The organism is Planktothrix sp. PLAVEN19ND, from assembly GCF_057220675.1.
Map to the genome: position 1 here is coordinate 776,645 of NZ_CM170132.1, position 22,618 is coordinate 799,262.

Genomic DNA, 22,618 nt, shown 5'->3' on the forward strand with positions numbered 1-22,618 from the left:
ATCAAGATTAAGAGTTGCCATTTAGAAAAAATCAGCCTAGGATAGAGACAAGTTTCTCTGGATAGGTTAGAAATATGAATCGGAAACAAACGCGCCTCCCCAAGTTGCAACCTTGTGCACAAATTCCGGTTCTATTCACTCCCCGGGTCATGGTTCCATCGGTACTGTTGGTTTGCCTATTTCCCAATGCAATCACGGCACAAACTATTATTCCGGCACAGGATGGAACCGGAACCCAAGTCACCCAGCAGGGAAATCAGTTTAATATTAATGGTGGCAGTTTATCGGGAAATGGAGCAAATTTATTCCATAGTTTTGAAAAGTTAGGACTTTCTCAAGGTCAGATTCTGAACTTTATTTCTAATCCCAATATTCAGAATATATTAGGACGAGTTACCGGGGGAGAAGCCTCTTTTATTAATGGGTTAATTCAAGTTACGGGCGGAAATTCCAACCTATTTTTGATCAATCCAGCGGGAATTGTTTTTGGGGAAAATGCTAGTTTAAATATTCCCGCCTCTTTTACCGCGACAACGGCAAGCTCGATTGGATTTGGGAATCAAAATTGGTTCCAATCTATCGGGGAAAATCAATGGCAAACCTTAGTCGGAACTCCCAGGGATTTTGTATTTAATTCCGAAAATCCTGGGAGTTTAGTTAATTTAGGAAATCTCACGGTTTCCCCGGGGCAGAATATAACCTTATTAGCAGGAACGGTTTTAAATATTGGAACAATTTCTGCCCCCGCCGGGAATATTGCCATTGCGTCGGTAACGGGGGAAAATTTAGTTCGACTTTCCCAGGACGGACACCTATTAAATTTAGAATTAACCTCAGATATTCCTCAAAATCATTCCCCCTTTACCCCCCTATCCCTACCTGAATTACTCACCGGAGGAAATTCAGTGAATGCAAGTCAAGTTAGGGTCAATGAACAGGGACAGGTTGTTTTAACTGCTTCGGGAATTACGGTTCCCACCACACCTGGAACTACAATTTTATCAGGAACTATTGATGTAAGTTCCCCGACCCAACTAGGGGGAAACTTAGCCTTAACTGGAGAAAGAATCGGCTTAATTAATAGTACCTTAAATGCCTCTGGGTTAACCGGAGGAGGAACGGTTTTAATCGGGGGAGACTATAAAGGACTCGGGGATTTTCCCAAGGCACAAAAAACCTTTATTAGTCCCGATTCTTTTATCAATGCTAATGCTTTAGACACAGGAAATGGTGGACAAGTTATTGTTTGGTCAGAGGACTTAACTCAAGTTTATGGTTCAATTCAAGTGCAGGGAGGAATGCAAAGTGGCAATGGGGGATTTGTTGAAACCAGTAGTCGCGGTATTTTAGATATTAACGCCGCCCCCAATATTTCTGCCCCTGCTGGGTTAGGAGGAACTTGGTTACTTGACCCGAATAATATTGATATTGTTGATGATACGGGGGGAAATACAAACCTGAATGAAAATCTTTTACCCACGGGTGAATTTCTATTTAATACCAGCGATGATAATGCGAGATTAAGTGTTTTTGTCTTAAAATCAGCCCTGAGTGAAGGGAATGTTGTTGTAGAAACCGGAGATGTGGGAAGCAATTCCCAAGATGGGAATATTACCTTTCAAACTTCCTTAGATTTTAATGGAATTGGGGGAGAAAGAAGTTTAACCTTAAATGCGGCCGGGAATATTATTCTGGATGGACAGACAATTAGTGATAGTATCCCGAATGATAATGATAAACTAAATCTCAATTTTAATGCGGATTTTGACAAAAATAATAGTGGTTCTGTTTTTATTCGTAATGCAAATATTGATACAAACCGAGGATCTTTTACCGCAACGGGTCGAGGAAATTCGCTTTTTCGTTCTGGGATTTGGATTGATAATAGTCAAATTAATAGTTTAGGGGGAAACATCACCCTAGATGGAATTGGTGTTGATAACCAACCTTTTAATCATGGGATTCTGCTGACCAATAGTAGCTTAAATTCTGGGAATGGCAATATTAATTTAACCGGAACTAGTGGTACAGAAACCGATACAAATGTAGGAGTTTGGTTAGACCAATCTACGATTAAATCAGAGACAGGAACCATTAATATTATTGGTAATAGTCAAGGACTTCAAACAAATAATATTGGGATTCTAATTAATAATAATTCCACATTACAAAGCACAACAGGGAATATTAACTTAACCGGAAATAGCGAAAATGGATCAAATAGTTTTGGGGTAAATTTGAGCCAAGGCAATATTTTAACCGTTGATGGCACAATTCAAATAGCAGGAACTCCCACCGGAACCGATGGGAGTGTGGGGGTTTATCTGAGTGAGAGTAATATTGCTTCTACGGGGACGGGAATTATTGACTTAAATGGAAATAATAACGCCACGGGAAATAATAATGATGGTCTTTCTATCTTGAATGGCACTCTTATTTCCACCACCGGAAGCGGGACAATTAATCTATCGGGGGTGAGTGGTGAGGGTAACATTAGCGAGGGAATTTTTATTGCCAATGCACAGGTACAAACTACCAATGGTAATATTTCAATTAATGGTTTGGGGCGGGGTTTAGCTTCAAGTCCAGGAATTTTTATTGGGGATGGAGGCGAAATTGTTTCAACGGGAACTGGGAATATTAGTTTAGATGGACTTAGTAGTGCTACCGGAAATAGTGGTCATGGAATTGCCCTTTTTGGTGGCGGAAATATTACTGCTACGGGAACCGGAGATATTACTTTAGTGGGTAGTAGTAGTCAGACTCCCGATAGTCATGGTATTTTTATTTTAGATAACCCTAGAATTGAGGTTTTTAATGGAAATCTGAATTTAACTGGCGTGAGTTCATCTTCTTTGGGTGGACAGGGTATTTTATTAGGAAATAGTCTAATTCAATCATCAGGAACCGGGGGCATTAATTTAACTGGAACTGGGAATGGGACTGGGGGCGATAATAATGGGATTCTTTTAATTAATACCGCTCAAATTAATAGTTTGGGGAGTGGGGATATTAATATTCAAGGTCGCAGTGGGGCAGTTGCCCAGAGTCGGGCGGTGGGAATATTTGGAGGGAGTCAAATTCAAAGTAATACGGGGTCAATTTTAATCGATGGTGTGAATAATGGCGAAAATACAAATAGTGTAATTATTGGAGAAAATACCCCCATTACTACCACGGGTTTAGGAAGTATCACAATATCAGGAAATCGAGATTTATTGATTAATTCCTTAACCAATGCCGGGGGTGACATTACTCTCAAAAGTAGCGAAGGAAATATTGATAGTAGTTTTGGAACCCTTGATAGTAGTTCTAGTCAGGGTAGTGGGGGAAATATTGCTATTGATGCGGCGGGTAATATTAGGGTTGGTGCTATTAATGCGAGTGGAAACACCCAAGGAGGAAGTGTTAGTTTAACTTCTGCTAATAATAGTGTTACGGTAACTGATAATATTAATACTTCCGCCACCACAGGTCAGGGAAATACAATTACGGTTTCTGCCCCCCTACAAATTGCCCAACCGACTATTACTTTTAATACCACTGGCAGTACAGGTAGTGGGGATATTATTTTTAATAATACAATTAATGGGATTACCCCGGGAAGTAATACGTTAATTCTGCAAGCGGGCAATATCAATTTTAATGATAGTGTAGGTAATCTTATTCCCCTAAATGGTTTAACCCTAACGGGAAATACTATTAATAGTATAGCACCGATGAATCTGGCAAACTCTGGGTTAACCATTAATGCCAGGGGAGAGGTGAATTTGGCGAATGTTTTAACGACCGATAACGGCATTATTAATATTTTAGCTGCGGGAAATATTACCACTCAGGATATGACCACCGCCGGGGGAAATATTACCTTAGAAAGTAGTAATAATATTGATACCACCGCCGGAACATTAAATAGTCTTTCCACCGCCATAACTGGAGGTGCGGTTAATTTAACTGCTACTAATACCATCAATACCGGAACCCTAATTACCGGAGGTGAAACGATTAATTTAACCAGTACCAATGGGGAAATTAATACCCAAGCTGGCATTTTAGATAGCAGTGCTTCTGATAATAATGGGGGCAACCAAACCCTCAACGCCTCGGGAACAATTACCCTAGGGGATATTAACACCAGTACCGCCTCTAATTCTAGCAATAGTCAAGCCGGAACCCTCGATATTTCTTCAGGAAATAATACCATTAATTTAACGGGAGATATTAATACTTCAGCGACCCAAGGTCAAGGAAGTGATATTAATTTTAATGCTAATGTTATTCTACCTGAATCCCAGGTTACAATCACAACCAGGGGAAATAATAGCGGTGGGAATGTTACCTTTAATGGAACAATTAATGGGGATAGTGATAGTAATGCGGGGAGTAACAGTTTAACCCTGGAAACTGGAACAGGAGATGCCACTTTTAATCAAGCAATAGGGGATAATGTTCCTCTACAAACCTTAACTATTAATAGCGGAAATGTGGTTACTCAGTCCACTGTCAGGGTAGAGAATGGGGGAATTAATATTAATGCGACTCAAGATGTTAATTTAGGGGATACCATAACCGCTAATAATAGTCCTATTGATGTTAGTGCCACCGGAGATATTACCACATCAGATATTATTAGTAATGGGTCAAGAATTGCTCTCACCAGTAATACCGGAAATATTAATACTACATCGGGTATTCTGAATAGTAGTTCAACCACCGAAGACGGGGGAGAAATTAACCTGAATGCAGCCCAAAATTTAACCCTGGGTGCAGTGAATACCCGTACAGAATCTAATTTAGGAACCAGTCAAGCGGGAACCCTGACCCTTGCCGGAAATACAATTAATTTAACTAATAATATAGATACTTCTGCTACTATTGGTTCGGGGAATAATATGACCTTTAATTCTCCGGTAATTTTAGATGCCGATACCATTACTTTAACCACATCTGGAACCGCCGGAAGTGGAAATGTTACCTTTAACAATACCGTTGATAGTAATAGTTCAGGGAGTGCTAATTTAACCCTACAAGCAGGGACGGGAAGGGTTAATATTAATCAAGATATCGGCGCAACAAATCCCCTAAATACTTTAAATCTAACCGGTGGAGAGGTTGACAGTAATGGGGAAATTAATGTTACAGGAGAAGGAGTTAATATCAATAGCAGTGAAACTGTTAATTTAACCCAACCTATTACCGCTACGAATACCGCCACTATTAATATTAATGCTGAAAATAATATCACCACCGCTAACCTAACCACCCAAGGTCAAGCTATTATATTAAATAGCAATACGGGCACTATTGATAGCAGTGCTGGAATTATTAATAGCAGTTCTCATAATAGCAATGGCGGTGATATTACGATTACAACCCCTGCTAATATTACCCTAGGGGAAATTAATACCAGTACCCAAACTAACCAAGCTGGAACTCTAACGGTGACGGGAGAAAAGATTGCGCTAACCGGAACTATTAATACCTCGGGAAATAGCGGGACGGGTAGTAATTTAACCTTAAATAATCCCGTTGAATTAAATCAACCTGTTACCCTAAATACCTCGGGAACTGTCGGAAGCGGAAATATTATTTTCAACAATACAATTAATAGTATTCCCTCTAATAATAATGGTTTAACTCTCCAAGCGGGAAATGGCAATATTCAATTTAATAATACGGTCAACCTGGGAGGGTTAGAAATTAATGCCCAAACCGTTAATAGTAATTCTCCTATTACCCTGGATACGGGAAATTTGCGGATTAATTCTAGTAATGCTGTCACCCTTCCCCAAGATGTTATCACCACCAATGGTAGTAACGTTGAAATCACCGCAACCAATAATATTATTACCGGAAATATCACCACCAACGGTCAACCCATCACCCTCAATAGTTCCGCGGGAAATATTACGACAAACCCCGGTATTCTGAATACCAATTCCCCGAATAATGGGGGAAATATTACCATTAGTACCCCCCAAACCCTCAATTTAGGAGAAGTTAATACCAGTGCAATTTCTGGTGCAGCGGGAACCCTGAATTTAAACACTGGAAATAATCCAATTATTTTAAATAGCAATATTAATACTTCGAGTAATAATGGAACTGGAAGTCAACAACAGTATAATAGTCCTGTACAACTAGCATCCCCTGAAATTACCCTAACTTCATCGGGGACTAATAATAGTGGGGCTATTATTTTTAATAATTCTATTAATGGAAATAGTAACTTAACTCTAAATGCGGGGAGTGGTAATATTATTTTTTCCAGTGTGGGTGATAGTAACCCCCTGTCTAGTTTGCAAGTGAATACCACCGGACTCACGACCCTACAGGGAAATTTAACTACCAATAATAATGTTGATTTTGGTAACGCTTTAGGAGGAACGCAACTCGAAAATTCAATTACGATTAATACTGCTGGAAATAATGGTAATATCCTGTTTAATAATAGTTCGATAACGGGTTCCCCAACCCTCACGCTCAACGCCGGAAACGGAACAATTTCCCTGAATACCGTTGGTAATAATAATAACCCCATAGGTGGATTAATTTTTCAACAGGCAAACGCCCTTAACCTGTTTGGCAATATCTACACCAGCGCCGGACTTAACTTTTCCTCCGTAAATACCGTTAATATTTCTGGAGATTTAGTTACATTAGATACTAGTATTGGTAACGGAGCGATTGATTTTATCGGTTCAACCCTTGCTGGACAAGGAAAGTTAACCCTTAATGCGGGGAATAATGATGTAAATTTAGATACCTTTACCACCGAATCTCCCCTCAACGGTTTAGGGATTACCGCTAGAACCGTCCAAGCTAACGCCCCCATTACCCTAGGGTCAGGGGGATTCAGTATTAATGCGAGTAATCTAGTTAACTTTAATGCTAATACCCTCAGTAATGGTACGGTTGTAGTCACCGCCAATAATGATATTACCACCCGCGATATTACTGCATCCCCAGGAATTACCCTCAATAGCCGCAACGGGAATATTACGGTTAATTCCCTCAATAGTTCATCTCCCAACGCTAATAGTGGGGAAATCTCCCTAAGTACCCCCCGGGGTAATATTACTACTAATACCTTAAATAGTTCATCCCCCAATGGTCAAGGCGGAACTATTTCCCTAGAAGCCATAACCGGAAGTGTTACAACTGGGAATATACTGACATCGGGTTCGACGGGCGGTAACCTTACGGTCAAAGCCCAAACCACCATTACCACCGGACAAATTGATACCCAAGGTCAAACCCAGGGGGGTAACGTTTTCCTCGACCCGGTTAATGATGTTCAGGTGGAATTTATTAACGCCGAATCCCCCAACGGTCGCGGGGGTAACGTTTTTGCCGAATCCACCCAAGGCTACTTCCGTGCTACTAACTCCTTCCCCACCAAATTTTCCCCCACGGGAACCGCCAGTATCTCCACGGCGGGACGTCTGGGTGGGGGTTCGATTAACCTGCGTCACGCTGGAGGGCCACTGAATCCTCCCGTTGCACCCTTTGAAATCGGAGGTAACTTAACAGTGAATGGAACTGCCGCCACCATTACCACAGGGGACTTTAGCATTCTGCCACCCCAAAGTTTTGAAGGTTCGTTTACATCGGGAAATATTGCCATTGAAACCGATGACGCCCCTAATATTATTCCCCCTAGTCCTAGTGGAAACGAACCCTTGATTGATACAGGAGTGATCCTGCAACAAAATATATTAATTCCTCCTAATAACCAAGAACAAGAACAGAAACAAACTCCTCCTGAAGTTATTATTAATTATAATAATAACTTTCTGTCCCAGGAGCTTTTATCAACGGTAGATATTGCTTTTAGCTTTGATAATTTAGATTCTACCTTTTTAGCATTAGAACAGTCAAGAAATCAAGAATTTCAACAATATTTAGGAGTCCAAGGAACCCCATTAAATCGTTTAGAAGTTCAACAATTGTTAAAAGAATTGGAGATAAAAACTAAACAGGTTTATGCGATTGTTTATATTGTTTCTAGGGAAGATCAATTAGAAATCATTGTGGTTCCTTCCTCCGGTAAACCCCTGCGACATAGCGTTCCTGAAGCCACCAAAGAAAAATTATTCCCCGTTGTTCGAGAATTACAAAGCGAAATTACTAACCCCAGAAAACGTGATAGTGTTAGTTATCAAGTTCCAGCGCAACAACTTTATCAATGGATGGTTCAACCGATAGAAGATGATTTGAAAAGATTAGGAGTTTCTACAATTCTATTCTCCCTAGATGCGGGTTTACGGAGTTTGCCGATGGCAGTTTTATGGGATGGTCAACAATTTTTAGTTGAAAAATATGCGATTAGTTTAATCCCGAGTACCAGCTTAATTGACTTTCGGTATCAATCCCTAGTTCAAGCAGAAGTTTTGGCAATGGGAGCTAGTCAATTTCAACAACAAAACCCACTTCCGGCGGTTCCAGTTGAACTCCAAAATATTACTGAAATTTGGCCTGGTGAAAAATTCTTAAACGAGCGTTTCACCCTAGATAATCTGAAATCCCAACGGCGTAGATTGGATTTTAAAGTGATTCATTTAGCCACCCACGCTGATTTTAAAACCGGATCTCCAAGTAATTCTTTTATTCAATTATGGAATGAAAAATTACCCTTAACGGAACTTCCTAACTTGGGTTGGGATAATCCCACGGTGGAATTATTAACTTTAAGTGCTTGTCGAACAGCATTAGGAGATCGACGGTCAGAATTAGGGTTTGCCGGGTTAGCGGTGCAAGCGGGAGTTAAATCGGCTTTAGCAAGTTTATGGTATGTGAGTGACCAGGGAACTTTAGGATTAATGAGTGAGTTTTATGAATATTTGAAGCAGGCTCCCATTAAAGCGATCGCTTTACAAGACGCACAAATTTCGATGATTCAAGGCAAAACTCGCATCGAAAATGAGCAATTAATTACAACTTTTGGCACTATTCCTATCCCGGCAGATCTCACAGAATCCAATATTACCAGCCTATCCCATCCCTATTATTGGTCAGGATTTACAATGATAGGAAGTCCCTGGTAATCAGTTGTCAGTCATCAGTTATCAGTTATCAGTTGTAGGGGCGGGTTCATCAAGATGCGCGGTGATTAACTCATATCTAAAATAACCCGCCCTTATTAACATTAACCCTCAATTTTCAAAGTTAAAACAACAGTGATGGGGTCAGTTTGATTCGGTTTCCAGGTTAGGAGCGATCGCCGAATTAATTCAATGATTTTAGCATCCTGAATAGTAGAACCTTCTTCATCTAATATCACCTGTTTAACTCGTCCTTTATGAATCTTTAACTCAAACACTAAATTACCTGTAATTCCTGTTGGAATTTCAATTGATTGTAAATGTTGAGTTAAAAAAGCGATCGCTTCTTCATCTAATCCCGTCGCACTGACTATCTCTAAAGACCTTAAAACAGGACATGGAAGCTCATAGAAACCCCCATCATCTTCTAATTCTGGGCTCTCCAATGCTCCGGTATTCATCGGCGCCGATGACCCGGGGAGTTGATCGAAAAGATCATAGAAACCCCCATCATCTTCTAATTCTGGGCTCTCCAATGCTCCGGTATTCATCGACGCCGATGACCCGGGGAATTGATTCAACTTAAGATGATTAGATGCAATCCCCCGATAATTCACCGCTTCCGGCATTTCTACAGGGACTTGCACCGAGACAGAAGCCTGACTGGGATTCACCCGCACGTCATCACTCACCGCCACAAAGGCTGTATACTGAGATAATAACTGATAAGTGAGAGCCGTGTCCGTCACCGCCTCCACTCCCCTCTTTGTATCCCCTTGTACCATCTGATTCATCAACGCCTTAATCCGAGATCGTCCCCACAGTTGAGCTACGGCTGGATTTCCCCCCGGTTGAAAATTCAGGTTAAAATCCTGTTGATAAACCGTACCCCCAGCCACAGAACCCCGAATCTGCAAAACCCCAGAATTGTCATCGGGTTTCTTCCCAAATAAGACTAAGGGTTGTTCTGCAAATAAATCCGGTGCTAGAGTAGGATAAATAACGGGTTTTTCTCCCTCTCCTTGCCAAGATACCTGAATACTCGTTAAAATTGGGTTATTAATCTGAGAAAAGAATTGTTCGACCACGGGCTCCACGGGTTCGTCATGACGAATAATCCGAGAAATTCCTCGCCCCAACTCAGCAATCCGGTTGATCAAAAAGCGATTAACCGAACTTCCCACCCCAAAACTATGCAGGCGGTTTCCGGGTTTAAGATGCTGCTTGACCTCCGCTAGAATTTGATTCTCATTACCAATATATCCATCGGTTAACAACACCACCGTCCGTAACCGCCCAACATCGGCCACAGGGAAGTTCAAAACCGCCTGAATGCCGCGTAAGAGTTCCGTACCTCCATCGGCATTTAACTGATTAATATATTGCAAGGCTTGAGCACGATTTTGGGGTGTGTTTTCCAACGGCATCGGAGATAACTGTTGGGTCGTATTGGCAAAATCAATAATACTAAAGGTGTCTGCTGGATTCAATCCCTGGATAAACCGTCGCATCAATTCCTGGCATTGGATGAGTGGCATACCCCATTGAGAACCCGAGGTATCAATCAGAAAAACCACATCCTTGGGAATAATCTGATCCGTCCCATACTCAATCGCTGGAATCAGATAAACGGCGAAATGTCCCCCCCGTTCATCGGATTGGGTTAAAACCGTGGTTTGGGTCTGTTTGCCCGCGACCTGATACCGCAAAATTAAGTCTTTATTGGGGATGGTATCCCCCTCTGCTAAGGTGATGCGGGCATTTTGTCCGGTATGGTCAATCTGAAGTTGATGGGAGGGAGAATCAATCGCTCGAATCGGCACTCCTGCATCAAGTTCAATGGTTATATTAATATCATGGCGCGATCGCATTCCCTCCGGCAAAATCGGCGGATTTAAACGAGAGGCATCGGGGACTAAATCCGTATCTTGATTTGGGGGTGCGATCGCCGTCCCCGGAATATAACGGGGGCCAACTACCATGGGAAACACAAATTCATAGTTTCCCCGGGTAAATTTCAGACTATCCGAATAACGAATAATCACATCAATTTGTTCACCGGGTTGAATATTAGCCAGAGATTGGGTAAAAATATTATCCCGTTCTTGTTCTAAGAGTCCGGCGGTGCGTCCTTGTCGTCTGGCTCGTTCATAAATTTGTTGGGCTTCTTCCCGTTTTTTAATATTGCCTTTCAGGATGCGATCGCCAATTTTAATTAACATTTCATCAACGGCGGCTTCATCGGGCAAAGGGAAAATATAAACCGCTTCTAAAGTTGTGGAAAAGGGATTTTCAAAACTCTGGGTGACTTCTACCCGGGACAGATTCCCGCTAATTTTAGCAATAACCTTAGTATGTTTGAGGGGAAAGGTGATCGGTTGTTGGTCAAGGGTTTGTATGTATAATCCACCCGGTTGATTTTTAAGGGTTTGAGGCATGGAAATATGACCTCCATTTTGTTAACTGTTTTTAGTATAAATCCGCTTTATTAGAAACAGGGATTATTTTATATTAATTTTAGATTCAATATTTTAACTAAAATAATCTATTCTACAGATTGAAATAGTCTGTGCAGAAACCCAAAAATACAGCTATAATAGACATAAGTAAGTAAACAAAATTAATTACACACGCTCGTTGCCCTAAAGCCATTGAAACAAATAGAGAGCAAGAAATCGGATGTGCAAATAATTTTGTGTAGGTACTTAACTTGTAAAAAACACATTATTTAATTTGAGTTAGGAGATCAATTATGGGATTAATGGATGGTATATTAGGTAACGCATCTGAAATCGATTCTGAAAAGCTACAGGCGGGACTGGTAAAACTTTTAGCAGAGGGTGAGTCTGTAGAAAGAGCTTATCAGTTAGTGCGAGATTTAATTGTATTCACCAATAAACGATTAATCTTTGTTGATAAACAAGGAATTACGGGAAAAAAAATTGAATATCACTCTATTCCTTACCGGAGTATTATTCATTTTAGCATTGAAACATCAGGGCATTTTGACCTTGATGCTGAATTAAAAATCTGGATATCGGGAAGTTCTACCCCCATAGAACGGGAGTTTAACAGAAGGTTAAATATCTATGAGGTTCAAAGTGTTTTAGCCTATTATGTTTTGAAGTAAACCACAATTTTAGAACGTCATTAATCGAGTTTTTGATAACTATTTAACCAAGATTCGATCATCTCGTTTAATTTTTGTTTTTCCGCTTGATTAATTCCTTCAGGGTCAAAACGATAACGATAATGAAGTTCAACCATAGAGGATAAATCATTCATTAACGGGTTTTGAGGTGACTCCCGTTTTAATCGTTTCATCCAAGATTTTAAAGACTCGGAGGGATGACGAAAAAAACCCAACTCATTCAGGGAGTTCTCAATTCTATAAAAGTCTGAATCCGTACCCGGTTTGGGAGCGGGTAAAATAGGTTGTGATCGGATTTTTTTAGACTTGAAACGATGGACTCGTTTTTTAGCCTGAAACCCAACAATTAACAACACCGGAATCATTAATAACCCACTATATTTTAACAGATTTATGGTTTGAATATATTTCAGAAATAGGGTCAATTGAAACCCCAAAAAAGACCAGATATCGGTAATCAATTCCCATGGAGGTGCAGCAGCATCTTCAAAAGCAGACCATCCCGCCGGAGTGGTATCAAAATTTTGCCAAACCCCATCTAAATATACTAAAGTCCAGGCGTGACTATCCCGACCTCGAACAATAAATTGATTCTCTAATGGGCTAAATTCACTCACGGAAAACCCAATCGCATAACGGGCTGGAATTCCCATTTCCCGCAATAAAAGTGTTGTAGCTGTGGCAAAATATTCACAATGTCCTGATCGATTTTTGAGTAAAAAAGTAGAGAGTGATGTGGTCTCTGGGTCTTGTCCTAGTAATTGCAAAGAATAATTAAAACTATTATCAAAAAAATCCTGAACCCGTTTTAAAATCTCTTGAGGAGATTTTCCTTTTAAATCTAATTCCTTGACAATTTGAGCAATAGCTGGTTTTTCTGAATTGGGAATTTGTAAGTCCGCTTCCGTGGGGGGACTATCAAGATTAACACTAGAATTGAATAGAATTTGATAGGAGATTAAATCGGGTTTACCTTCTACTTTAACTGTCCCATATTGATTTTTTTCTAAACTTAAAACAGGTAATTGATTCACTTGAAATGCTCCATTGGGCAGTTTTAACAAGCCTTTTCCCTCCTGTAGCTGTCCAGAAATTGTGATTTGAGAATGGTTTGGATAGGGTTTTGTTAATAGCCAAGTGGTTGAATTTTGAGCCGATTGAATCGACTGAAATTCAGGATTAGTGACTAACCAAGTCGATAAATTATATTTATTATAGGTAGATTGTCTCAGCAGAATAGGTGTTGTTTGTTTCTCCTCTGTAGCTACTCTAAAAAATATGCTATTAGAAAGTTTTAATACTCCGATATCACCCATGGCTGTTCTTCTTTGAAAGGGATCAGCATCCTGGGAGGATAGACCGCTTAATTGTTCGATCACCGCTTGTTCAAAGGTTAAATGGAGGCGATGGAGTCCGACAAATCCAACCAGACCTAAAGTTCCTACTCCTATCATTAACCCTGTCCAAATTAAAGGAGAAAATCGTTTAGATCGACCCCAAAATAGGGGAATTGCTACCAGAATAAACATCCCCCCATAAAACGATAAATTTTGAAGATTCGCTGCACTGGTCGAGATCAGACACAGGACAAAATAGGGATAGGTTAAATTGAGATAAAAACCTTCAGTGTTTTTCGATGAGGAGAAAATATTTAAGAATAAAAAGAGTTTATGAATATTAATGCAATCGCTAACAGAATAGGTTTGAGTCATGACCAAGGGGAAAAAAAGTATGGGAAGCCATTGTAAAAGCGTATAAATAAATTGAATTGAGCGATTACTTAGAATCAAAACCAGGGTCACTAAAACCACAACAATTAAACAAAAATTCTCTATATTTTTAATATCCTCTGAGGACACATCCCATCGCCACTGAATCCAGCGATAACCTTCAAGAATTAAAGCCATAGGTAGGGCAAAAATTAATAGCCCCGTTTGCCATCCCCAAAAAATTAACGTTGCACCTAACAGCAAAGCTGGGGTTTTCATAATTGCATTAACTCCTCTTGGATTTTGCCTAAATGTAATGGATAAAAAGTCGTAAAATTATTATTGAGAGATTCTAAATTAAGCAATTGTTCAGAATTTTGCTCATCTGTCACAACTAAAACTAAAGTATGAATCCCCATACTATTGAGATAATTAATTAGGGTTTTGCGGTGTTCATCCCAATCAATAAAAATACAGATACACCCACTAATTAGAGAAACCCTATCCATGATAATCGGAATAATAGAATCAAAGGTTTTATCCTGACAACAGACAACCGAGGCTAAAATTTCTAACATTTTGTCCGTATGACTTAACCCTCGACCAAAGGTAAAACAATAGGCTTCATGACCCACAAACATTAAATCTAAAAGAGATTCTTGAGTTTGAATTTCATAGGCGACCGAAGCAGCAATGGCGATCGCTTCCTCCAAACATTCACTATACTTTAAAGGGTGAAAGGTATCTAAAATTAAAGCATGGCGGACAAAAAACTCATCCTGTTCCTCCTTCACAACTGGTTTGCCTAATTTTGCCCAACTTTTCCAATGAATTTTTCTTAAAGAATCCCCCGGACGGTAATCTCGTAAAGCCCTAAATTCTTCCGAATCTCCCACGGAATAAGCGAGACTAACACCACCGGATTGATATTGTTTTGACCCGGGAAGTTTAATCGGTGGAACCTGATAAAATGCAGGAAGAATTAATAAAGATTGGGGTAAAGAAATTGTCTTTCTGGCGTTGACAAGACCGAAAGGATCAGCACAGGAAACGGTCAAACAGGTGAATTGCAAAATCCCTCGACGACGGGGTAGAATATTCATCTCAATTTCCGTTGAACGTCGAGGGGGCAGAGAAGGCAAATCCTGGGGTTTTTCTAGGGCATATTGTTTTTGATCAATTAACCATAACCAGCGATAATAACCTAATATTTGATCAACAAAATTTCGCTGTTTTTCTGAGGGTTCGGGAGTTTCAATAAACTCTTGTAAAGTCGGACGAGGATCGGCAAAATTTTCAACAATTTGCAATCCTATTTGAGTTTTATTGGTGTTATTATGAATAGTAATACGAGATTTAAACGGGATACCTACCGTGGCAAATCGAGGTAAAGTTCGAGTGGCATTAAAACGGAACCGAAACCCTAGACCCGAAATCCGAGCAACCACCAGGAGAGAGACGAGAAAGGTAAATATTTGATAGGTCAAACTTTGGTTAGTATCTAACCCCAAAAAAGCCGTCACTACAATACCCGAAAGCACGATTAACCCACGAGTTGTAAATCGTTTTCGGCGGGATTGTTTAACGGCATAACTGAAATAAAATAGGCGATAAAATAACCTTTTCATTTCTCCTTAATTGAGTGATTTAACATCGGAGTTTGCCAGTGTCAGCGTCTACCTGCTGCGATTATGGTAATTCACTTTTAATCAAAACAAATAAACTCCCATCTCCTCCTCGACCAATACGGAAGGTTTCATCGAGATAAGTAATTTCTAAACTCGGAATACGCCCAACTGGATTTCGGGCGGGAACAACCCGGGCGGGTTCCAGTTGAGGGGTTTTAACCCCTACAATATTAGAAATGGCTAAATAACGTTGTTGAAAATAAACATTTAGGCGGTTATTGGGTAAGTTATTATCATCACGAACAATTTCAAAATTAGCTGTTACTTTCACATACCCAGAAATTAATCCTAATGGATGTTTAACGAAGGCTTGATTCAAAAAACTACCGGAAGCAACATCAATAATTTGATAGATTTTTCCGACTTTTAACCCTAAAGGAAGTGAGGCTAAATTACGAATTTCTCGGGCTGTAGAATAGAGCAGTAGCCAAGCTCCATCTAACAATAATGGTTTAAACAGTAAGGGTCGATAGTTGGGGTTTTTCGCCTCTAATTGAATGACCATCGCCTCGATTTCTTGAGCAAGATCCGGTTTAATTTTAATGTTGGTGACGGGAGTTCCTTCTATTCCGCCCAGTTGGGATTGAATCGACTTAATTTTAGTAATTAATTGTTGTTTTAATTCGGTTTGGGTTAATAGCATTTCCATGGTGATTTAATTTATTAGACTATTATTGATTATACCCTTTCAGAAACCTGGTTTTTCCTGAAATTTGAGTACCTAAAATAAAATTTATTCAAAAACCGGGTTTCTCCTAAATCTAAGCAGGAACAGGAACAGATTTAATAATTTCTTCTACAATAACTGGGGCAGTTCTCCCTGTAAATCTTGAACGGGGTTCTAAGACTAAACGATGGGCAATAACTGGAATAGCTAATTCCTGAATATGTTCGGGGGTAACAAATTCATAGCCATCAAATAAAGCTAAGGCTTGGGCTATTTTCATTAAGGCAATAGAAGCCCTGGGACTGGCTCCTAATTGTACATCGGCGGCGGTGCGAGTGGCATTAATTAAATCTACAATATACCGCTTGATTTCCGCACTAATTCTAATTTGTTTTACCTGTTGTTTTAAAGCAAAAATTTCTGGCAAGGAAACACAGGATTTTAGGGTATCAATCGGATTTTGATTAATTTGATCTGAGAGTAAATTTACTTCATCTTCAGGCAGAATATAACCCAAACTAAATTGTATGGCAAATCGATCCATTTGGGCTTCGGGTAGGGGATAGGTGCCCCGAGATTCCACGGGATTTTGAGTGGCAATCACGAAAAATAAATCCTTGAGTTTTCTCAAATTCCCATCAATACTAACTTGAGATTCTGCCATGGCTTCTAACATAGCGGATTGAGTTCGAGGAGAGGCGCGATTAATTTCATCGGCTAAAACAATATTAGCAAAAATCGGCCCTTCATGGAAATGAAAGCTGCGCTCATTCTGGTCAAAAATAGAAACCCCTAAAATATCTGAAGGTAAAAGATCCGGGGTGAATTGAATCCGTTTAAAACTAGCCTCTATGGAAGCGGCAAGGGCTTTAGCCAGGGTGGTTTTTCCTGTCCCGGGATAATCTTCAAGTAGAACATGACCCCCACTAAAAAAGGCAGCTAATAGCTTTCTAATCCCTAGGGATTGCCCTTTCATTACCTGCTGAATATTATTATTAATTCTTTGATAAATCTCTTGACCCGATATATTATGTTCCATATTAAATCATCAGGTTTTTCAGGGAATGGGGAATGGGTAATTACCTATTTCCCATTCTCTTTTTATTGGGGAGTTTTCTGTAATTCCGGGCGTTCTTCTGCTACAATTGCCCCTTCTACTGGACAGACTTGTAGACAAATTCCGCAGTCAATACAGATAGAAAAATCAATCCAATACCAATCAGTCCCTTTGATATTTTTTTCCGGCCCTTCATGAATACAGGCAACGGGACAAGCCGCCACACAATCGGCGACACCTTCACAAATATTAGTGACAATACTATGGGGCATGGTTGGTTTTATCCTCCTTGAAAATAAGATGTAATTCGGGTTAACAATGGGCGAATTTGCGAGGGAGAAAACTGAATTAGAAATTTCTCCCCTTTTCCCACTCTAAATTCAGAGAATTTTTTCAATGGTTGGGTCGCCGTTAATATTCACCCAAGCAATTTGATGAATGCCTCGACGTCGGGCATAGTCGCGGATATCTTCGGGGGTTTCCCGACGCCCTAACTCCACTTCCACCCGCACTAACTCACCAGACTGTCTTAACTGACTGGCATAGGCAAAGGCGGCTGCATCGGCTTGAGACGTTTGGGCAACCACTAACCAATCACTGGCAGGGGTTTGATGGGGGAGTTCACCCCGTCCTAATAACACTTGATGCAGGCTTTCAATATTAAAAGAAAACCCTATTCCGGGTTCAGTTTGTCCCTGGGGATGGTATAGTCCTAGGAGTTGGTCATAACGTCCGCCCTGTCCTAATACCCTGGCTCCAGATGCGGTATCACTCACGGCAATAAACACAATTCCGGTATAATAATCAAAGGTTTGAACTAAACTTAAATCTAGGGTAATTGAGGGTTTAACTTCGGAATTTTCCCAACAGTTTTGTAATAATTCCATTAAGGATTTGAGATTATTAACCGCCTCTCGTTGGGAGGAATCTAAATCAAGTTGAGAAACTTGGGATAATACGGTTTCGGGACGACCGCGTAAATCAAATAAAAATAAAGCGCGCTCTCGAAGTTCGGAGGAAAGGGATAGGGATTCTAAACCAATTCTATCTAAATTAGCGATCGCCGTTCTAACTTTTTCCCGTTCTTTCGCAGGAAAAGGTGATAATAACGATTGAGTTAAACCCGCTTCTCCCACAATCAAATCGGCATTACCCAAGCCCAAATTTTCCAGACAGTCCCGCAACAATAACAGAATTTCCGAATCAGCGCGTAACCCCCCCGCACCCAGGAGTTCCACACCCGCTTGATAAAATTCTAACTGTTGTCCGTGATCCAGAGCTTTACCTTTGCGGAAGACATTGGCATTGTAATAGAGGCGTTGGGGCCATGAGGGTAGTTTCCCCATGCGGGTGACAATGGCTCTGGCAATGGATGCGGTTAATTCGGGGCGCAGTCCTAAACCCTGATTTTCGGCATCTTGCAATTGAATTACCGTTGAGGGTTGTACCGCCCCTCCCGCCATCAGGGTGTCCAACCGTTCTAATGTGGAGGTGATAATTCGATGATAGCCCCAACGGTGAAACACCTGTTGTAAGCGCCGTTCAATCCAAATTTTTTGAGCAACATCGAGGGGCAGTAAATCCCGCGCACCTGATGGGGGTTGATAAACCATACTGGAGAATTAAGAATTAACATAGAGTTACAAACCGATCAATTTGTAACTTTCCTTACCATACCCTATTCTGTTACCCACGGAATAAAAATTAATTAAAACTGTGATTTTTAATCATTGGAGCCATAGGCGATATTCAAACTTACCCAAAAAATTAAACTAGAAATAATAATAATTAATGTTGCCCAAAACCAGTGGGGAAGAAATAAATATTCGGCTATTTTTCCGGTATCGGAAACTAACTGTTGACCATTAATATTAACTGAACTTTGCCCAAATAAATATTCTTTTTGATGATAGGTACTGACAATCGCTTGTACACCCAAAAATTGTACCGTCCAAGCCTGAATTCCTTGGGGAGTTTTCCAAGCTATTAATAAAACAAATAGTCCCCACAGAGACATCGCAACGGCCCCAAACCAAGTCCGTATCCACAATAATACCGAAAGCAACATCACCGAACCCAAAGCGATTAAACACCAACGGGCGGTTTTATAGCGACGGCTAGATAAAATTAACAGTCCCCCCGCCAAAGCTGGCCCCATAGGGCCTCCCATCGCCACTAATGCCTTTCCAATGCGACCCGCAAAAGACACGGAATTGTAGGCTATTCCTGAACCATCGGGGAACATTAATAGTTTATAAAAATTGCCCCCTAACAGAATAGCGGTTAATCCATGTCCCATTTCATGGAACCAAGTTGCTAAAATAGAGAAGGGATATAAAATATAACTTCCCCAAGGAAATTGCCATAAAATAATGGTGACAATAGCTGCCACAATTAACCAAGTTAATCCAATTTTAGAAGATGATAAACCCGTGAGTTTAGACATGATTTAATTAAACAGTCTGAATAACTTTTGATTCGATGCCCCTGATTGCGATAATTTCTATTTTTTCTTGCCGCCAAATAGCCCACCAAACAAACCGCCACCGGAGGATTTAGCGGTTTTCGATTTTATCCCGGCGGGAGTTGTGGACTTTTCTAGTTCTTTTTTTGCTTCTAGGGCTTGGGGTTGTTTCGGATCAAGTTGTAGGGCTCGATTAATATGGGGAGTAGCTAGTTTGGGTTGATTTTGTTTTAAATAAACTAACCCCAATAAACCATGACAATGACTATTATCAGGTTGCCGTTTAATGGCGTCTTTTAATTCTGAAGCCGCTTGGGTATAGTTTTGACTTGCAATCAACTGTTCGGCACGGTGACAGGCTTGTTCGACAAAGGAATCTTTTTTAGGTGTTGCTGTGGACGGGATGGGAGTTAGTTCTGGAGATTTAGCAGATGGGGGAGCGGCACCTTTTTGGTTTTTACGAAGTAAATAAACCAGGTTTAATTCACTAATTTGCCCGGTAATTTCCAATACCTTTTCCGGGGATTCATATTGATGTTTTGCTAACGCTTTGATCGCACTTTCATAGGCATTTTGATAATCGGAGGCTTGCAGAAGTTTTTGAGCGGATTCGGTTTGCGGTTTTAGGTTATGCTGTTCTTTAACAATGCGATCGCCAATGGTTTTTAACAGCAGTGTATATTCCTTGCGTTCAGCTTCCTTAGAAAACTGATTATAGGCCGGACTGACTAATTTAGCTAATAATTGTTTGGCTAACTCCCGATCTTGGGGGTTCTCAAACGGACAGGTATCAGGATGCAAACGACGAGCAATCTGCATATAGCGTCTGCGAATATCGTCAAATTCGGCTTCTAGGGAAACCCCTAAAATCCCGTGATTATCCATAAATTCAAACTGAAATAACCCTTGTTTAATTTCAAACATACTGTTTTGCTTTCCTTGGCTAGACCTGCGACGAAGATTAATCGCACCTCTTTGATCCTAATATAACCCGTTTCCCACAGTTAGAAGTAAAAAAAAACCGGATCTCTGCCAGAAACCCAGTTGCTAAAATATTAATGGAGACTGACCTTTTAATATCAATATCCGTTGTAGTTCCTGATTAAGACAGAGAATAGGCTGTTTGCAGTGCCCACCAAACTAAAACGCCGATACCTCCCAAAACCAGCACAGAAGAAATAATAATTGCCGTGGGACTGTCCGCCCCTTTAAATTTCATGATTCCACGATCTAAGTCGGATGCCATATTTTAGTTTGCCTAACTCTTATGAGTAGTTATAGCACAAATAATTCTAATTTTGGCGATCGCACCTTAACAACAAAGGGATCAAACCAATTGAATCTCACCCTCATCTAAGCTCTGTTTAAGCTGTTGATTCAGATCGGAACGTACCCGCAAATAGTCAGAATTAACTACCCAAACCGTTAATAAAGTTTTAATCCCACCCGCCGCTATTTCCTGAATTTCCAGATCAGGTATTGGTTCTAATAAAATCCGTGAATCATTTTTAACTAGAGTCGTAAAAATTTCCCTAACTTGATCCAAGTTTGTATTATAACTGATATTTAACTTAATATCAACCCGACGGATAGGTTGAATTGAGTGATTGACTATTTTATCTCCGTAGAGTTTACTATTGGGAATAATAATTGTTTTATTATCGGGTGTTTTTAACAGGGTCGTGAAAATTTGGATTTCCTCAACTATTCCCTCCACTCCCCCCCCTTCAATATAATCATGGACTTTAAAGGGGCGGAAAAAAATCATAAATACCCCTGAAGCAAAATTAGATAAAGACCCCTGCAAAGCTAAACCAATAGCTAACCCAGCAGCGCCTAAAACCGCTACAAAGGATGTGGTTTTCAATCCCAGCCTTCCCAGGGCAGTTAAAACTACAAAGGTAACCGTTGCCATGTAAATTAAGTTAACAAAAAATCTAATTAGGGTTGGCTCAACTTGAGCCTTGATCATCAGACGTTTACTTAAATTTTGGATAAGTTTTGCCAACCATAGACCCATGAGTAGGATCAGAATTGCCATGATAAATTGAATACCCAACTTAGCAATTAATTGAGAAAGTTGAATCAATAATTCCTTTTGTTGTTCGGCTGTTAGCATAAGCTGGAAATCCAAAAAAAAGCTAAAATTTAATGCACTTTCGAGCATTCATCGGCTCAATATTATCAGTTTATGATATAATCACCAACTGAAATATGATTTTGCTGGCTTTAAATGAATTCTTCCCCAACCCCTAACGAATTCAATAACATCGAAGACCTTGAAAATCAACCAAATTCAGGTGATCCGGGTTTACAAAGGTTTGCACTGCGGTTGAAAACGAGCATGGGACGAGATATCTTAATCCAAACAGAACTGGATAAACTCAGAACTCAACTGCAATGTGATCGAGTAATTTTATATTATTTTTATTATCAATGGAAAGGGCAAGTTACTTTTGAATCTTTGAGTCAAGCAATCTTCTCAATCTATGGTTCTACGGGTGCAGACAATTGTTTTAATCAGGAATATGCTCAACTTTATCAACAGGGAAGAATTAGCGCGATCACCGATATTGAAACCGAAGCTATTCATCCCTGTCATCAAAAGTTTTTGCGTAGTATTTATGTTCGGGCTAATTTAGTTGTTCCTGTGATTGTTGATAACCAACTCTGGGGTTTATTAATTGCTCATTATTGTCAACTTCCTCATCTTTGGAATGCTTCGGAATTTGAACTGGTGAAAACCGTCGCAAAAACCCTATCTAATGCACCAGAAATTATAAATTTAAAGAGGTAGCAACAGAGCCAATTTAATATTTTACTCCGATTAGATCATCA

At 40.1% G+C, this 22,618-nt stretch carries 14 protein-coding genes; 3 read left to right on the forward strand and 11 right to left on the reverse strand.

Translation table 11 applies throughout. The features are described 5' to 3' along the window. Window positions 1-74 precede the first annotated feature (74 nt). Window positions 75-9,047, forward strand: a complete 8,973-nt coding sequence (locus AC2D3N_RS03545) for a CHAT domain-containing protein (RefSeq protein ID WP_484692796.1) — start codon at window positions 75-77, stop codon at window positions 9,045-9,047. Window positions 9,048-9,148: 101 nt separating this feature from the next. Here AC2D3N_RS03545 and AC2D3N_RS03550 read toward each other — a convergent pair whose 3' ends face one another. Then, a complete protein-coding gene (locus AC2D3N_RS03550) occupies window positions 9,149-11,482 on the reverse strand; it encodes a VIT domain-containing protein (protein WP_484692797.1) in 2,334 nt (777 codons plus the stop codon). A 314-nt stretch (window positions 11,483-11,796) separates the two neighbouring features. Here AC2D3N_RS03550 and AC2D3N_RS03555 point away from each other — a divergent pair, with 314 nt between their 5' ends. Continuing rightward, window positions 11,797-12,174, forward strand: coding sequence for a PH domain-containing protein (locus AC2D3N_RS03555; protein ID WP_484692798.1), 378 nt, complete (start codon window positions 11,797-11,799; stop codon window positions 12,172-12,174). Between the two features lie 20 nt (window positions 12,175-12,194). Here the strand turns inward: AC2D3N_RS03555 and AC2D3N_RS03560 are convergent, their stop codons facing one another. The 10 genes from AC2D3N_RS03560 to AC2D3N_RS03605 form a co-directional block, all read right to left on the reverse strand. After that, window positions 12,195-14,183 (reverse strand): transglutaminase-like domain-containing protein, encoded by a 1,989-nt coding sequence (locus AC2D3N_RS03560; protein ID WP_484692799.1) that lies wholly within the window; start codon window positions 14,181-14,183, stop codon window positions 12,195-12,197. Beyond that, window positions 14,180-15,532: a DUF58 domain-containing protein gene (locus tag AC2D3N_RS03565; protein WP_484692800.1), complete on the reverse strand. Its 1,353-nt coding sequence runs from the start codon at window positions 15,530-15,532 to the stop codon at window positions 14,180-14,182. Before AC2D3N_RS03565 ends, AC2D3N_RS03560 begins: the two co-directional genes overlap by 4 nt. A gap of 61 nt (window positions 15,533-15,593) precedes the next feature. Further along, window positions 15,594-16,241, reverse strand: a complete 648-nt coding sequence (locus tag AC2D3N_RS03570) for a PAP/fibrillin family protein (protein ID WP_484692801.1) — start codon at window positions 16,239-16,241, stop codon at window positions 15,594-15,596. Window positions 16,242-16,353: 112 nt separating this feature from the next. Beyond that, window positions 16,354-17,298, reverse strand: coding sequence for an AAA family ATPase (locus tag AC2D3N_RS03575; RefSeq protein ID WP_079676618.1), 945 nt, complete (start codon window positions 17,296-17,298; stop codon window positions 16,354-16,356). A gap of 62 nt (window positions 17,299-17,360) precedes the next feature. Then, complete coding sequence (locus AC2D3N_RS03580) at window positions 17,361-17,588, reverse strand: ferredoxin family protein (protein ID WP_079676619.1); 228 nt, start codon at window positions 17,586-17,588, stop codon at window positions 17,361-17,363. A gap of 108 nt (window positions 17,589-17,696) precedes the next feature. After that, on the reverse strand, window positions 17,697-18,929 hold the full coding sequence (locus tag AC2D3N_RS03585; RefSeq protein ID WP_484692802.1) for an ATP phosphoribosyltransferase regulatory subunit: 1,233 nt from the start codon (window positions 18,927-18,929) through the stop codon (window positions 17,697-17,699). Window positions 18,930-19,039: 110 nt separating this feature from the next. Continuing rightward, complete coding sequence (locus AC2D3N_RS03590; RefSeq protein ID WP_079676621.1) at window positions 19,040-19,762, reverse strand: M50 family metallopeptidase; 723 nt, start codon at window positions 19,760-19,762, stop codon at window positions 19,040-19,042. 57 nt (window positions 19,763-19,819) lie between these two features. Further along, window positions 19,820-20,704, reverse strand: coding sequence for a J domain-containing protein (locus tag AC2D3N_RS03595; protein WP_079676622.1), 885 nt, complete (start codon window positions 20,702-20,704; stop codon window positions 19,820-19,822). A 178-nt stretch (window positions 20,705-20,882) separates the two neighbouring features. Continuing rightward, complete coding sequence (locus AC2D3N_RS03600) at window positions 20,883-21,026, reverse strand: hypothetical protein (protein ID WP_197046349.1); 144 nt, start codon at window positions 21,024-21,026, stop codon at window positions 20,883-20,885. An 81-nt stretch (window positions 21,027-21,107) separates the two neighbouring features. Beyond that, window positions 21,108-21,899, reverse strand: a complete 792-nt coding sequence (locus AC2D3N_RS03605) for a mechanosensitive ion channel family protein (protein ID WP_484692803.1) — start codon at window positions 21,897-21,899, stop codon at window positions 21,108-21,110. A 225-nt stretch (window positions 21,900-22,124) separates the two neighbouring features. On the opposite strand from AC2D3N_RS03605, the gene AC2D3N_RS03610 reads away from it, so the two are divergent. After that, window positions 22,125-22,577, forward strand: a complete 453-nt coding sequence (locus AC2D3N_RS03610) for a GAF domain-containing protein (protein ID WP_484692804.1) — start codon at window positions 22,125-22,127, stop codon at window positions 22,575-22,577. Window positions 22,578-22,618: the final 41 nt, after the last annotated feature.

What these genes read in the sequence shown, in the direction of transcription:
- AC2D3N_RS03545 (WP_484692796.1), top strand. Translation starts at nt 75, where the DNA reads ATGAATCGGAAACAAACGCGCCTCCCCAAGTTGCAACCTTGTGCACAA.
- AC2D3N_RS03550 (WP_484692797.1), bottom strand. Translation starts at nt 11,482, where the DNA reads ATGCCTCAAACCCTTAAAAATCAACCGGGTGGATTATACATACAAACC.
- AC2D3N_RS03555 (WP_484692798.1), top strand. Translation starts at nt 11,797, where the DNA reads ATGGGATTAATGGATGGTATATTAGGTAACGCATCTGAAATCGATTCT.
- AC2D3N_RS03560 (WP_484692799.1), bottom strand. Translation starts at nt 14,183, where the DNA reads ATGAAAACCCCAGCTTTGCTGTTAGGTGCAACGTTAATTTTTTGGGGA.
- AC2D3N_RS03565 (WP_484692800.1), bottom strand. Translation starts at nt 15,532, where the DNA reads ATGAAAAGGTTATTTTATCGCCTATTTTATTTCAGTTATGCCGTTAAA.
- AC2D3N_RS03570 (WP_484692801.1), bottom strand. Translation starts at nt 16,241, where the DNA reads ATGGAAATGCTATTAACCCAAACCGAATTAAAACAACAATTAATTACT.
- AC2D3N_RS03575 (WP_079676618.1), bottom strand. Translation starts at nt 17,298, where the DNA reads ATGGAACATAATATATCGGGTCAAGAGATTTATCAAAGAATTAATAAT.
- AC2D3N_RS03580 (WP_079676619.1), bottom strand. Translation starts at nt 17,588, where the DNA reads ATGCCCCATAGTATTGTCACTAATATTTGTGAAGGTGTCGCCGATTGT.
- AC2D3N_RS03585 (WP_484692802.1), bottom strand. Translation starts at nt 18,929, where the DNA reads ATGGTTTATCAACCCCCATCAGGTGCGCGGGATTTACTGCCCCTCGAT.
- AC2D3N_RS03590 (WP_079676621.1), bottom strand. Translation starts at nt 19,762, where the DNA reads ATGTCTAAACTCACGGGTTTATCATCTTCTAAAATTGGATTAACTTGG.
- AC2D3N_RS03595 (WP_079676622.1), bottom strand. Translation starts at nt 20,704, where the DNA reads ATGTTTGAAATTAAACAAGGGTTATTTCAGTTTGAATTTATGGATAAT.
- AC2D3N_RS03600 (WP_197046349.1), bottom strand. Translation starts at nt 21,026, where the DNA reads ATGGCATCCGACTTAGATCGTGGAATCATGAAATTTAAAGGGGCGGAC.
- AC2D3N_RS03605 (WP_484692803.1), bottom strand. Translation starts at nt 21,899, where the DNA reads ATGCTAACAGCCGAACAACAAAAGGAATTATTGATTCAACTTTCTCAA.
- AC2D3N_RS03610 (WP_484692804.1), top strand. Translation starts at nt 22,125, where the DNA reads ATGGGACGAGATATCTTAATCCAAACAGAACTGGATAAACTCAGAACT.